This window comes from Kangiella japonica (assembly GCF_039523535.1).
Taxonomy (GTDB): Bacteria; Pseudomonadota; Gammaproteobacteria; order Enterobacterales; family Kangiellaceae; genus Kangiella; species Kangiella japonica.
In genome coordinates, this window is the sequence record NZ_BAAAFM010000008.1 from 420,512 (window position 1) to 433,169 (window position 12,658).

Consider the following 12,658-nt stretch of genomic DNA (forward strand, 5'->3'; position numbering starts at 1 on the left):
TTTTTGTGAGAAACCTTATGTTGTAGGCACAAAAAAAGCGCCCTAAGGCGCTTTTAGATTAAGAATGAGCTCTACTTACTTGCTCATCTCAATAATTTCTTCAGCAGTTTTACCGTCTAAAGCATCAAGAACCGCTTCTTCAGCTTTTTCAGGGTTACCCATGTTTTCCATAGCAACTTTCATTGATACTGACATAATCGCCATACCAAATTCAGTTTTTTCTGCTTCGGTCATATCTTTAGTCATCTCTTCTACCGACTCTTTCATAGCAGCTTCGCTAGATGCGTCAATAGTAGGAGCACCACAAGCCGTAAGAACCAAAGTCAATGCAAAAGCCGCAAACAAATATGTAATTTTTTTCATAATTATATCGTCCAGTTGTTAATCAAAAACAATCATACTCTGAAAAATGGCAAATAGGAATCCTCAAATCCTATCGTTTAAAAAAATAATTCTTGCTACAATCATTGCCTTAATGCACCACACAAACCCTAATGTCGAAAGCCAACTACCCGTCTTTTGTCACTTTACCTTCCCACTCTAACTGTAGGAATGTATTGGAGTTCTTGGTAAAAAAGTTCCCACACATCTCAGAGCAAGTGTGGCGCAATAGAATAAATTCAGGGAAAGTCTTTTGGCGTGATGGCGGAATCATGAATATCGATGAGCCATATCAACCTAACTCTACATTATGTTATTACCGTGAAGTTCCTCTGGAACCCACAGTTCCTTTTGAAGAATTAATTATTACCCAAAATGAACAATTTTTAATTGCCCATAAACCGGCTTTTCTACCAGTCATGCCAGGTGGTGAATTCGTTAACGAATGCCTGCAAGCACGGCTTATCCAAAGAACAGGAATACAAGAGATACAAGCAGTTCATAGACTCGACCGCGACACCGCTGGTTTGGTGCTATTTTCGACAAACCCTGCTACTAGAAATCAATACCACCAGTTATTTGCAGAACGCCGAATAGCTAAGACTTATCAAGCTGTGGCCTCTATCAATAGTAGCGAACCAATAATAGGAAAAAAGTGGCACGTAAAGAACTACTTAAAGCGCTCACAACCAAATTTTCTATTCGAGAATACCACTGCGTCAGATACAGGTCAGTATGCAGAGTCTACCATCGAGTGTATAGACCAGTCCCAAACCAAAGCCCTATTCTCCTTATCCCCTATCACAGGCCGCACCCATCAGTTACGATTGCACATGCAACATATCGGCTACCCGATCCTCAACGATCGCTTTTACCCAACCTTACAACCCAAACAGCCGGATGACTTCCACAAGCCCTTGCAATTACTAGCGAAAAGCCTTTCTTTCGTAGATCCTGTGACACAACGAGAAGAAACCTTCAAAAGCCCTACAGACCTTGAAATATAAAGCATCAAGCCCAATATCTAAGAAAGTAACGTTTTGATCAGAGGTTTAAAATGGCAACCGGTTGGGCAAAAGAAGGTGCTGTCCAGGAACAAATCGAAAGCACTATCAAAGATGCGGTAGAAAAAGCTCGAAGCGAGATGAACAACTCAGGTGAGTCATTAACGCATTGTGAGTGGTGTGACGTCAAAATTCCTGAAGCTCGTCGCAAAGCGGTAAAAGGCGTCCGCTTCTGTATCGAATGCCAACAGGAGTTTGAAAAAGAGAAGCAAGCTAGTAGCAGCTAAAATCGTAGAGGCAGTAAAGACAGTCAATTACGTTAATTGAGTACAAGTTTACTCTTCTTCTGAGAAATCTACCATCGGTGGAATTTTAAATTTAGGACCATCACTATTCTGAATACCATTGTCCAATCCTGCTTTTTCTCGCTTAACAAAATCCTCAAAGTCTTTCTTTATGATAGGGAGAATAGCAAAAATCAAACGGTTTGGAATATCAAAGCGTATTAAGCTTTCAGGCTGGTTTTCAAAATCATAACCTGGCGTCGAGGGCCCAAACCGACCTTGGTAACTGCTTTTCTTTAGATGCACTTCATAAGGAATGCCAACATTACCTAAAGCCCCACACATAATATCGGAAGACAGGTATGTGATGCCTTTTAAGTATTCTTTGTCATAACTTGCTATACCTGTATTAGAAAAGCCCCCCTAGATGAACCATCTCCATAATTTTTGCTGATAACTCTCAGGGTATTCGCTGAGGTAGTAATATATCGCTCAAAAAACCAGTTTATTTCTTTGTCAGGTGTATTCTTTCCTAGGAAGAAGCCTGCTTCGCTATTTTGACTCCAACGATCTCCGTGGCCTCTTTCACCAGAAGGAACAGCCACTTCTAGGTTAGAATCTATATAAAGTTTTAAGGTGCAATTTAAAAGAGAAGGATCATTCAAGTTTGGCCTAAGGTGGAAGCCAATTGCAAATAACCCATCATCTAATCTAACCACACCGTCAGCAGGTAAGTTAAAACGCTTAGCAAACTGATCATTATATAGAAAATAATTACTGTCTTGTTTAACTATGAATGGCTCTATAACTTCCTTCTCTTTGCCCACTTCCGAACTATCACAAGCAATGATAAGTGCAACCAATGCTAATAGTACCCCTAATCTAACCATAAAATTACCACCTTAAGGGAGCTTTAAACGCCGGCCACATAGCTGCTGAAGGCTCCAAATAATCAATAGAGTGTTGGTGCAAAGCTTTTGCTCCTGCCTCTTTGACCTTTTTAAAATGAGAGCTCCAGAACCAGTGAGTGTGATGACCGTGTCCGCAATGAGAAGGGATACTAATAACATCACCTATGTGCGCGCCTGTAGCCCTGCTAATAGCGTCCCCATTAGATCTTACATTTAGCCACTTAGCATACATCGGAAGTTTGTCGCTTTTAGCCAAGCTTTTTGAAAATTGGCTCATGCTGATCTCACTGTGTATTCCTGGAACACCTATACCTAGATCTCGGTAAGAGCGTTTTGTTCCCGGGGCATTGAAGGTCACAAAAGGAACTTTAAACTCTGCACCAATCATCTGTGCTAAACCACCTCCCAAGGAGTGGCCTGTTATATAATCAACCTGTTTCTTTTTAACATACATACTAGCTAAGATAGACTTATATGCCATTCTGGCCGAACTATACTGGTTCGGTACCACCCCAAAAATCATTTGAGCATCAGGCTTAACATCCCCTAAGCCGTCGGTGCCTCTAAATGATATCACTAACTTTTCATTTACTTCATATAAACAAGCATAAAAACTCTTGTCAAAGTAATCACTACCAAACAGTCTTTTCACATTAAATTCAGTCTGTAAATCTCTATCGAGATAAGAGCGTTTTGAAATATTAGCGAGCTGAAGAACTGATACATCCGTTTTCATAAAATATCATCCTTGAAAATTTTGAATAAAAAGAAACTACCCCAAACATCAGATAAATACAAGATTATTTATATTGAAGCAGTCTTTTTGTGACCTTACCCTGGATTTCGTACTGTATTTATTATTACTGAATATAATTAACCCACAGCAGGTAAAACGAGCTGACCATGATGATGCTTGCTATTGTAATTACCACACCGTCTTCCGTACTCAGTCCGACCGCCGCTAAAACAATTGCAAATGCAGGAAGCATGACAGCGAAAGGTACTAACTCTAGGGGAATCATGACGAGTCCAGCAAGTGCGCATAATACGGCTATAAAACGTTTAACTATTCCTTCTGAAAGTATTTTGATTCGAGGTTTAAACCAGCGATCAACTTTCTTGGTGTATGGACTGACTTTATCAATAACCTTTTCAAGCTTGTCTTGGCTAAAACCGATTGATGTGAGTTTGTTTGGCAACCAAGGATGTTTTTTACCCCATGCCATTTGGATAGCGATTAAGAATATTAAAATGCCACACGCGCTTGGAATCCCCGGTATAGCGCCTGTCGGAAACAAAGCTACCAACGCGGGCGCTAGCAATATGGGCCCAAACCCACGATGTTCTAGGTGTTCGACGACTTCTCCAAGCTCTACATCCTCACCCTCAGCATTGTCTTTAACTGACTCTAAAACCTCGGTGATACCCATTCGTTTATCAGGCATAGACACATCCTTTTCCTTATAGCTTGGTCTCCATCATACTTAAAGTCCCAATTATCCTCAGTAAGAAGGTAGAAATTTTAAAGATTTTCACCTTCTATTCACAGGATTTGGGGGATAGTGAAGTATGAAAACCGCTATTATATTTGGTGCAAGTGGCGGTATTGGTCGTGAATTCGTAGCTTACTGCTTACATAAATATGACCATGTGTTTGCTTGCACCCGTCAATCGCAAACCTTTGAGACCATCGAAGGTGAGCATCAAGGCGCCCTACATTTAATGCAGGTAAACCCTACTTCCGAAAGAGAGTTAAAGGTTTTTGCACAATTCCTGGGTGGCCGAGAATTCAATGTGCAACTTATTATTAATGCATGTGGCGTATTACACGATCAAGACGGTCTAGCTCCAGAAAAGAAAATTGAAGATTTTAATGTCGAAAATTTTGAAAAGAGTATTGGTGGCAACACTATAATTACTCCCTTAATAGCAAAGCACTTAATGCATCTATTGGATAAAGGAGCGAAACAACTCAACACCACTGGTGTATTTGCTTCGCTATCGGCTCGTGTTGGCAGTATTAGTGATAATTACTTAGGAGGTTGGTATAGCTATCGAGCCAGTAAGGCGGCTCTTAATCAACTTATCAAAACGCTATCGATTGAGTCCAACCGTCGCTTTAAGAATTGCGCTGTAATTGCAATACACCCAGGTACCACTGATACAAAACTTTCTAAACCCTTCCAAGACAATGTTCCTGAGGAAAAATTATTTACGGCAGAATTCGCTATTGAAAAGATGATGTCTGTAATAGAAAAAGTTACTCAAGAGAATAGCGGAAATTTTTATGCGTGGGATGGCAAGGAAATCGAATGGTAATTAGTAGAAATCTGGCTCTTCGCCAAGTCTAGCGTATGGAAATTCGTCAATCTTTTTAAGGCTGTAATACTGATTCAAACCACCAATACCCACATTGCTACAACTCTCCAAATCAATATAACCGGTTCCGTAAAGCGCATTACCTGGAAGCACAATTGTTTGAACCTCGCCAATAATTAGACGTGTTCCATTTAACTCAATGGGAATTTCTTTTCGAAAACGAAGGCCAAGCTTAACCTTTGACTCTCTAACAAAAGGAGCTTTAGTTAAGTCAATATACTCCTCAGTAAACCCACAAGCTTCAAACTCTGATGTTTCGCGTGGGAACTTTGTTGAAGTGTAATGTGCATTTTTAATATAGCTTTGCGGAACATGGTTTATGGTGAAGCTGTAAGTTTCTAATATATTTTCATAAGTGTGACGAGGGACTTCACCCGTTGGTCTCGTTATAAAGCCAATCAAGGCTGGGTCACTGCCTAGATGAACCACCGAGCTTATGATAGCAAGGTTAGTCTGGCCGTTGCTTGAAACCGTTCCTATAAGGTTCGCTGGTTTCACGCCTGTTACGCTATTGATTAGATTAAGCCTAAAATTACGATCTAAATGTTGTATTTCACCAGCGGTTAAAATCATGACTTATCTCCTATCAATAAGCTGATTCTTCCACAACCGCCATGAATATTTAGTGAAGGCTTTAAATCACCAGTAAGTTCATGAATTCATTAACAGGAGTCTTTAAAAGCGCTTCCTCATCGAGACACAAATCTATAATCTCTTCGCCATGCCTTTTCGGGAAACGACTATAAACATTACGTTTGAACTTTTCCACCAATACAGGAATTCCCTCATCCCTTCTTCGGCGGTGGCCTAAAGGGTATTCAACAGCCACTTTATCGGTTTTTGATCCATCATTAAAAAATACCTGTACAGCATTAGCGATACTCCGCTTGCTCGGATCATGATAATCCTCAGACCATTTCTTATTTTCTGCAAGAGACATCTTCTCGCGCAAAGCATCGATTCTCGGATCGCTGGCCACATCATCCTCGTAATGATCCGCATTTAGCTCGCCAAACAATAATCCACAAGCAACCATGTATTGCAGACAGTGATCTCGGTCTGCGGGGTTATGCAGCTCCCCTTCTTTCGAAATGATTCGAATCGCAGATTCATGGGTGGTTAGCTCGATTCTTTCGATATCGTCTAGCTTATTGACCACCTCACTGTGTAGTGCTATCGCTGCTTCTACCGCTGTTTGAGCATGGAATTCAGCGGGATATGAAATCTTAAATAAAATATTCTCCATCACATAGGAACCAAACTCACGCTGAAAACTAAAAGGTTTGCCCTTAAACGACACATCATAAAAACCCCAGTTTTTGGCACTCAACGCACTTGGATAGCCCATCTCACCCGTTAACGTCATCATCGCTAGGCGAACCGCTCTGGAGGTTGCGTCGCCCGCAGCCCAAGATTTGCGAGACCCAGTATTTGGAGAGTGGCGATACGTTCTAAGCGACTGGCCGTCTACAAAAGCCTGAGAAACCGCATCAACAATATCCGCTCGGCTGCCACCCATCATCTGCGTTACCACAGCGGTAGACGCCACTTTAACTAAGATAACGTGATCCAAGCCAACTCGGTTGAAGCTATTATCGAGCGCTAATACGCCCTGTATTTCATGCGCTTTCACCATGGCTTCCAAAACAGTTTCCATAGTTAAAGGTGCATATCCTTCGGCGATTGACTGCCTGCTTAAAAAATCCGCTATTGCAAGGATGCCGCCCAAGTTGTCCGAAGGATGTCCCCACTCAGCCGCCAGCCAAGTATCGTTGAAATCTAGCCACCGAACCATACAACCTATATCGAAAGCCGCTTTAATAGGATCCATTTCAAACTGAGTACCAGGAACACGCGCACCATTAGGTACTGTCGTGCCAGGAACAATTGGTCCTAAGTGTTTTGCACACTCAGGGTAGCGCAAGGCCAAAAAGCCACAGCCGAGCGTATCCATAAGACAATATCGTGCCGTTTCTATCGCCTCATGGCTATCAACTACGTAATCCGCCACATACTCAGCGATCCGCACTAACTCTTCATCTGGCTCGGGACGTACATTAGATTCAACATTTCTCGACTCAACACTTTTCGACATCGAAATCTCCTTGCGCATAAAAAACCTATACACTCACCATAAACAGACGCCATTACTATCTCAAGTTGCAAATGTTAAGTTTTAAAAAGCCACGGTAAGCTTACCAGTGACTAGATACTTTTCCTTACCACAAAAATAAGCCACAATGATGTTCATAAAATAATCACTATAAGCATATATGGACACGCTATACCCAGAGACTTATTACGCGGCAACAAGAAACCAAACCATTACGAGCGATGAGTTTATCGATAACCTTGATGTAGAAACCTGCATCATCGGTGGCGGTTATGCCGGATTAATGACGGCCTTGGGGTTGGTCGAGCGAGGACATAAAAATATTGTTATCGTCGAAAAACACGGTGTCGGCTTTGGGTGTTCTGGCCGAAACGGTGGCTTAGTTTTTGGTGGTTACTCTCTAGGTGTTAGAGCTTTAGCCAAGCAAGTTGGTCTTGAGCGAGCGAAAGAGCTTTACCAGCTGACTCAAGCAGCCGTAAACCTAATACGAAGACGTGTCGTTCAATATACAATTAACTGTGATTTAGTGGATAAAGGGGCACTCTGGGCAAGCTGGTTTAAAGATCAAAGCCTACTACACGAAAAGCAAAACTTCATGCGAGATCAGATGGGGATTGAGTGGGATTACCTTCCACCGGAAGAGTTAAGCGAACAACTCAAAAGCAACCAATACCACGGCGCTTTATATGAACCTAACGCGATGCACTTCCATCCGCTGAATTACGCTTTAGGGATTGCGCAAGAGCTACAGAAACAAGGCGTTAAAATTTTTCAAAACTGTGAAGTTACCGAACTGGATTACAGCGCTCCAACCAAACTGGTTAAAACGGTAAAGGGAGTTATTAAAGCGAAGAATATTGTAGTCGCTGGTGGCGGATATATTGGTAATTTCTGCAAACCTGTTTCCAGCTCCATACTCCCCATCGCTACTTACGTCATGGCTACCGAGCCTTTAGGCGAACGCTTAAAAGAGTCCATCAATACGCAAGCGGCAGTCTACGATACAAGGTTTGCCTTCGACTATTACCGCCCACTCAAAGACACGCGAATACTCTGGGGAGGTCGTATTCACGCCAACACCAAGAAACCTAAAGATCTGAATCACATCCTAAGGCGCGATATGTTAAAAGTATTCCCGCAACTCGAAGGTGTAAAAGTCGAATACGACTGGCAAGGTTGGATGGGCTATGCCAGACATCAAATGGCACAAATAGGACAGTTCGCCCCAAACGTCTGGTACAACACAGGCTTCGGCGGGCACGGTGTCGCGCCAACCACGGCAGCGGGTGAAATAGTCGCCGCCGCAATTACTGGTGAAAATGAAGACTACAAAAAATTTGAGCCTTGGGGACTGACATGGAACGGAGGAGTTTTCGGACCGCCCGCTGCCCAGCTAAGCTACTGGTGGTATCAACTGAAAGACTGGCTAAAAGAAAAAACAGAATAAAAAAGCCTCAAACGAACTCGAGGCTTTGAGTGTTATTTTGCTTTGCCTCTAACGATAAAGCCACTATCCACACCAAACCAGAAAACGTCTTTGTCATCATCATAAAACATATGACGAATGGAGCCGCCACTTGCAACAGTGGTTTGGCTGATAAATTTTTCTTTGTTTGTATCAAACGCTAGCATTTCATTGGGATAAGAACCCGTCTCACCAATCCAAATACGTCCGTCACTATCTAGAGCGGTACCATAAGGTTGACTGTCATGACCATTTGGCGACAACCACTCAGTAAACGTTTCAGACTCAGGGTTAAAGCGCCCTAAATAACCGCGATTAAAATCTACGTACCAAACATTATCATCAGAGGTAATCTCAATACGGCGTGGACGTGCTTTTTCGCGTGGAATAACGAATTCCTCAATAGTGAAACTCTCAAGATTCACACGAGCCAGCTTATTAGTTCCAACCAATACACTCCAAGGCATACCTTCCGAGTCGAGCTTAATACCATAAGGACGAGAGCCTTTTTCTGTGGCCGTTACAAAACGAACCTTACCGTTATTCGTATTAAGGTGCCCAATAGCGTTTGAATGCTGCGCGGTAAACCAAATGTTTTCATCTGAATCAAACACCAAGGTGTGCGGATCTTTGATCGCTTCCGGCATAGGGAATTTTTTAATGTCGCCTGTTTTCGGATCTAACCGACCGATATGAGCATTCTGATTGCCCGCGTACCAAACGCCACCGTCACTAGCCACAATTAAATTATGCGGATGCGAACCCTCTGGAACCGAAAACTGCTTCATAGCGCCCGTTTCAGGGTTTAAACGCGCAATATAATTCCCCGCCTGACCACAAAACCACACCATACCATCAGGTGCCACCGCAGGATCACGTGGACGACCGCCCCACTCGACCTCAAAAGATTTAAGCTCTAAAAGAGATGGCAATGAAGACTTATCTAAAGATGGTGACTTTTCAGTGTCTGAGCTTAGGGCAACGCAAGACACAAAGAATAGAGAGGAGAATATAAAAGGAATAACTAAATAACGACTAAACATACTGACTCCATGATAAAAAAGCCTAGAGCCAGTATAAAGATTAAACAATTTAGTAGCAAAGCACGACTTAACAGGCTAGAGATTTACAAATAGAACTTAAAAACAGTTACACGTAGCCTCGATTAGCCTGAGCGCACCTCGGCACTCCCTTTGGTCGTAATCGAGGGGGCATACGCCCTAATTACCTTAAACTTCGAAGTTCCTTCGAGGCTACGCCTCTAATGTCTTGTCATCCTGAATAGTGACCAAAGGAAATACCTTTAGGTAATTCAGGATCTAGCGACCTTCAATCCAAATGGTGCGTCACGACGCACCCTACTAATATAGCTATCTTCCAAACCTCCGAGTCAAATTAGCCTTATGTTCGATATCTGTCTCACTAGTAAGCGCCATACGCTGATATTCTAAACGTCCTACACAAAATTGGACTCGATTTAAGCTCAAAACATCATCTGGATAACCATCAATCGCTGATATAAGCTCTTTTAGATAGAAAACATTATTAGGCTTCTGTGTTTTAAAAACAGCTTCGCCACTGAACACAACAATATTATGAATCGAGGAAGGTTCAAGAAAGTCCAATAACTTTTCAACTGCCTTAACATGCTTATAGTTTTGATGAATCGGATTTTGAAACTTATGCTTTTCTTTATAAATGGTTTGTGTCCAGACTTTGGACTTAGCTGCCCCAAAGATCCAGCCTTTATAGTGCTTGGTTTCTATAACAAAGATTCCTTTACGAGAAACCAACACATGATCGACTTGTGTTGTAGTCCAGTCTTCAAGCTTCAAGGTTACATTACTTAACAAATGAGCTTCCCCTCCAATGCAATATCTGACGAGAGCTTGCCTTACAAGTGCCTCTCCTCCATTTTCGACAGCATATCTTCGAAAACGTCCAAGAATTAAACCCGAGAAAAAACCAAACAAAAACAACAAACTAAAGCCAATAATTACATTTTGAAAGCTCATAATATTAACTCTTAAAAGGCTCTTCCAAAACAGATTCGTTGCTTATTAGATAAGCCTCCATCCGAAATCAGGGAAACTTCCATAACATTACCTTTAGCATCCCAGGTAATCTCTCTAGTCCAATTATCAGCAACATCAGCGAGCTTTCGTTGATTCTTTGGCCACTTTGGTTTAAAAGAAGGTGCCTGAGCCAACCTTTTATTTTCTATAACTGTAGTTTGGCACTCTAAGCTAGAGCGGTAATTTAAAAGAGTTTTACAGCGGTATTTAATCCTTAAGTCTAACTCTCGAACAACAGGCTTTAGCTCGTCACTTTTTTTAACTAAAGCCTGTTCAAAGCACTTATTAAGATTAAAATTCATTTGATTTTTAGAAAAGAAAATATCCCTCGAAGCCTCTGTTACTTGTTGAGTCAAACTAGAGAATAAAACTAATAAAATTGATTGAGTGATCATATAGTTCCTTTACATATAAAAGTTACTTTGTAACCTCGATTAGCTTTCCGTAATCGAGGTTGCTTACAAGTTAAAACCTCGAAGTTCCTTCGAGGGTACGCTTACTGAAGTTAAATACTTTGGCCATCTTCATCCGATAAAGTATTGCCATTATATTTTATATTTACAATTTTTGGGGATGTTAAGTTTTGTGCGGTTGACAAATTTGTAGTCCAAATAACTTCAAACAAATCTCTTCCTTTATACTCAGTAACTATAGTTCTCCCCTCTATTTTCGTAGCCATCAACTGCTCGTAAAGCCTGTTTAAGTGATTTACTGTAGAGTACGCTTTTAAATGAGGGTTAGTATCTAAATAGCTAGACTCTGCTTCCACCTTATAGCTATAAAGCTCAAACTCTGGTTCAACGGCGCTTGCCCATGTGATCTTGTTCTTTTCTTTTTTTATAAAGACTGGAGAGCTAATAAACCATTTACCAATACTTTTCTCCAGCCCTCTTATTGATGACTTCTTTAATTGCACATCGTATTTGCTTTTAATCTTAGCCTGAACATCCTCTTTATAATATAGTGTCTTTTGATTATCCTCCTCAAAAAATAACTTATCCGCTTTACAAGAATACTCATCTACAAACTCTTCACTAACCTCAGAAACCAGCGTGTTTATCAAGCTTTCTAAGTCCTCAAGTTTAGATAGCACCCTGACATTCTTTCGGTCTTTTGTTAATTCAGTGATGTAGCCTGCATATTGATGGGGTTTTAGGAGAATTTTTTATCAATTGCACAAATGAATGTGCGATTATAGAATCCCTAAAACCTTTTTCTGAGCTTGAATCTTCAAAGGGTGGCATGCGAGACACAGAGCGATTAATGATTTCACCCCAATCGATAATTTTTGTATTAACGTCGACTACAGAAAATCTATGCTCGCTCACCCCTTTCTCAATTGCTTTATCCACATGTAATTCAAGCGTATCCTCACCAACTGCAAACTTATGACCCAGCAACCTTTCGAGTTTCGTCAATGACGGAAGCAAGTCCTTGGCTTTCTTAATCATTTGAAATTTACGTTCGTTAACTACAACCTGAGGCAGGTACCACTCAACATTCAAATCAGAATGTTCTGAATTCTCACTTATAAAATCCCTCAAATTCTTACTAACTAAGTCAGAAGCAACTTTGGTAAATAGAATATTAGTATCGAATATAACCTTTAAATTAGGTATTCTGTCAGCCATAGCATATTTTTCTTGTACTCCATACAAATATAGTCCCACAAAAAAACCACATGACAAATGTGGCTTAATGCAAATATGACTTAAATATCAGTAAATTAGATCAGTTTACTTCCACACTTCCTTCATCAAGTTATAAGCGTTTAATCCTAAAATTTTTTCAATGCGGGTGCTGATATGGCCTCGTTCGGCGAGCTTGTTGGCGAGTTTATAGAACTGGTGGGCAGCTAATAATATCAGGCAAAAAAAACCGCAATTTAATGCGGCTTTAAGAAAGACTCTGAATTATGAAATACATCTCCCTAAAGGGATTTTCTTCGGTCTCCTATATTACACTTGTGCCAGCTGCGCTGTTCAAATAGCTCCCTGCGATTTAGTCCGCGGTAAGCGTACCAAAGGAAGTGCCCTTGGTACCGCG

At 41.2% G+C, this 12,658-nt stretch carries 16 protein-coding genes; 4 read left to right on the top strand and 12 right to left on the bottom strand.

Annotation, left to right across the window (positions count from 1 at the left end):
• Positions 1-75: 75 nt before the first annotated feature.
• Positions 76-363, bottom strand: coding sequence for a DUF6694 family lipoprotein (locus ABD128_RS11005; protein WP_343990254.1), 288 nt, complete (start codon positions 361-363; stop codon positions 76-78).
• 194 nt (positions 364-557) lie between these two features.
• On the opposite strand from ABD128_RS11005, the gene ABD128_RS11010 reads away from it, so the two are divergent.
• Together ABD128_RS11010 and ABD128_RS11015 are read left to right on the top strand one after the other, a co-directional pair.
• Positions 558-1,388, top strand: coding sequence for a pseudouridine synthase (locus ABD128_RS11010; protein ID WP_343990257.1), 831 nt, complete (start codon positions 558-560; stop codon positions 1,386-1,388).
• Between the two features lie 50 nt (positions 1,389-1,438).
• Entirely contained in the window at positions 1,439-1,672 is a 234-nt protein-coding gene (locus ABD128_RS11015) for a DksA/TraR family C4-type zinc finger protein (RefSeq protein WP_343990260.1), read from the top strand.
• A gap of 48 nt (positions 1,673-1,720) precedes the next feature.
• On the opposite strand, the gene ABD128_RS11020 is transcribed toward ABD128_RS11015, so the two are convergent.
• The 4 genes from ABD128_RS11020 to ABD128_RS11035 all read right to left on the bottom strand — a co-directional run bounded on the left by ABD128_RS11020 (position 1,721) and on the right by ABD128_RS11035 (position 4,025).
• Positions 1,721-2,014, bottom strand: a complete 294-nt coding sequence (locus tag ABD128_RS11020) for a hypothetical protein (RefSeq protein ID WP_343990263.1) — start codon at positions 2,012-2,014, stop codon at positions 1,721-1,723.
• A gap of 53 nt (positions 2,015-2,067) precedes the next feature.
• On the bottom strand, positions 2,068-2,559 hold the full coding sequence (locus ABD128_RS11025; RefSeq protein WP_343990266.1) for a hypothetical protein: 492 nt from the start codon (positions 2,557-2,559) through the stop codon (positions 2,068-2,070).
• 4 nt (positions 2,560-2,563) lie between these two features.
• On the bottom strand, positions 2,564-3,316 hold the full coding sequence (locus tag ABD128_RS11030) for a Tle-like phospholipase domain-containing protein (protein ID WP_343990269.1): 753 nt from the start codon (positions 3,314-3,316) through the stop codon (positions 2,564-2,566).
• A 124-nt stretch (positions 3,317-3,440) separates the two neighbouring features.
• On the bottom strand, positions 3,441-4,025 hold the full coding sequence (locus tag ABD128_RS11035) for an exopolysaccharide biosynthesis protein (RefSeq protein WP_343990272.1): 585 nt from the start codon (positions 4,023-4,025) through the stop codon (positions 3,441-3,443).
• Between the two features lie 124 nt (positions 4,026-4,149).
• On the opposite strand from ABD128_RS11035, the gene ABD128_RS11040 reads away from it, so the two are divergent.
• Positions 4,150-4,899 carry an SDR family NAD(P)-dependent oxidoreductase gene (locus ABD128_RS11040; RefSeq protein ID WP_343990274.1) on the top strand — a complete coding sequence of 250 codons (750 nt, stop codon included), beginning with the start codon at positions 4,150-4,152 and terminating at the stop codon, positions 4,897-4,899.
• On the opposite strand, the gene ABD128_RS11045 is transcribed toward ABD128_RS11040, so the two are convergent.
• Positions 4,900-5,532, bottom strand: a complete 633-nt coding sequence (locus ABD128_RS11045; protein ID WP_343990277.1) for a flavin reductase family protein — start codon at positions 5,530-5,532, stop codon at positions 4,900-4,902.
• A gap of 61 nt (positions 5,533-5,593) precedes the next feature.
• Positions 5,594-7,054 carry a bifunctional 2-methylcitrate dehydratase/aconitate hydratase gene (locus tag ABD128_RS11050; protein ID WP_343990280.1) on the bottom strand — a complete coding sequence of 487 codons (1,461 nt, stop codon included), beginning with the start codon at positions 7,052-7,054 and terminating at the stop codon, positions 5,594-5,596.
• Positions 7,055-7,232: 178 nt separating this feature from the next.
• Between ABD128_RS11050 and ABD128_RS11055 the strand changes: the two genes are divergently transcribed.
• Positions 7,233-8,519: an NAD(P)/FAD-dependent oxidoreductase gene (locus tag ABD128_RS11055; RefSeq protein ID WP_343990283.1), complete on the top strand. Its 1,287-nt coding sequence runs from the start codon at positions 7,233-7,235 to the stop codon at positions 8,517-8,519.
• A gap of 32 nt (positions 8,520-8,551) precedes the next feature.
• Here ABD128_RS11055 and ABD128_RS11060 read toward each other — a convergent pair whose 3' ends face one another.
• The 5 genes from ABD128_RS11060 to ABD128_RS11080 form a co-directional block, all read right to left on the bottom strand.
• Positions 8,552-9,580 (bottom strand): Vgb family protein, encoded by a 1,029-nt coding sequence (locus ABD128_RS11060; RefSeq protein WP_343990286.1) that lies wholly within the window; start codon positions 9,578-9,580, stop codon positions 8,552-8,554.
• Positions 9,581-9,907: 327 nt separating this feature from the next.
• Positions 9,908-10,552, bottom strand: a complete 645-nt coding sequence (locus ABD128_RS11065) for a nuclease-related domain-containing protein (RefSeq protein WP_343990289.1) — start codon at positions 10,550-10,552, stop codon at positions 9,908-9,910.
• A gap of 11 nt (positions 10,553-10,563) precedes the next feature.
• Positions 10,564-11,007, bottom strand: coding sequence for a hypothetical protein (locus tag ABD128_RS11070; protein WP_343990292.1), 444 nt, complete (start codon positions 11,005-11,007; stop codon positions 10,564-10,566).
• Positions 11,008-11,117: 110 nt separating this feature from the next.
• Positions 11,118-11,705, bottom strand: a complete 588-nt coding sequence (locus ABD128_RS11075) for a hypothetical protein (protein ID WP_343990295.1) — start codon at positions 11,703-11,705, stop codon at positions 11,118-11,120.
• A gap of 28 nt (positions 11,706-11,733) precedes the next feature.
• On the bottom strand, positions 11,734-12,243 hold the full coding sequence (locus ABD128_RS11080) for a PIN domain-containing protein (RefSeq protein ID WP_343990298.1): 510 nt from the start codon (positions 12,241-12,243) through the stop codon (positions 11,734-11,736).
• Between the last annotated feature and the right edge of the window lie 415 nt (positions 12,244-12,658).

Bases quoted from the DNA above. Each gene is read 5' to 3' on its own strand.
- ABD128_RS11025 (WP_343990266.1), bottom strand. From the start codon at position 2,559: ATGGTTAGATTAGGGGTACTATTAGCATTGGTTGCACTTATCATTGCT.
- ABD128_RS11030 (WP_343990269.1), bottom strand. From the start codon at position 3,316: ATGAAAACGGATGTATCAGTTCTTCAGCTCGCTAATATTTCAAAACGC.
- ABD128_RS11005 (WP_343990254.1), bottom strand. From the start codon at position 363: ATGAAAAAAATTACATATTTGTTTGCGGCTTTTGCATTGACTTTGGTT.
- ABD128_RS11045 (WP_343990277.1), bottom strand. From the start codon at position 5,532: ATGATTTTAACCGCTGGTGAAATACAACATTTAGATCGTAATTTTAGG.
- ABD128_RS11060 (WP_343990286.1), bottom strand. From the start codon at position 9,580: ATGTTTAGTCGTTATTTAGTTATTCCTTTTATATTCTCCTCTCTATTC.
- ABD128_RS11050 (WP_343990280.1), bottom strand. From the start codon at position 7,054: ATGTCGAAAAGTGTTGAGTCGAGAAATGTTGAATCTAATGTACGTCCC.
- ABD128_RS11070 (WP_343990292.1), bottom strand. From the start codon at position 11,007: ATGATCACTCAATCAATTTTATTAGTTTTATTCTCTAGTTTGACTCAA.
- ABD128_RS11065 (WP_343990289.1), bottom strand. From the start codon at position 10,552: ATGAGCTTTCAAAATGTAATTATTGGCTTTAGTTTGTTGTTTTTGTTT.
- ABD128_RS11020 (WP_343990263.1), bottom strand. From the start codon at position 2,014: ATGTGTGGGGCTTTAGGTAATGTTGGCATTCCTTATGAAGTGCATCTA.
- ABD128_RS11035 (WP_343990272.1), bottom strand. From the start codon at position 4,025: ATGCCTGATAAACGAATGGGTATCACCGAGGTTTTAGAGTCAGTTAAA.
- ABD128_RS11055 (WP_343990283.1), top strand. From the start codon at position 7,233: ATGGACACGCTATACCCAGAGACTTATTACGCGGCAACAAGAAACCAA.
- ABD128_RS11015 (WP_343990260.1), top strand. From the start codon at position 1,439: ATGGCAACCGGTTGGGCAAAAGAAGGTGCTGTCCAGGAACAAATCGAA.
- ABD128_RS11080 (WP_343990298.1), bottom strand. From the start codon at position 12,243: ATGGCTGACAGAATACCTAATTTAAAGGTTATATTCGATACTAATATT.
- ABD128_RS11040 (WP_343990274.1), top strand. From the start codon at position 4,150: ATGAAAACCGCTATTATATTTGGTGCAAGTGGCGGTATTGGTCGTGAA.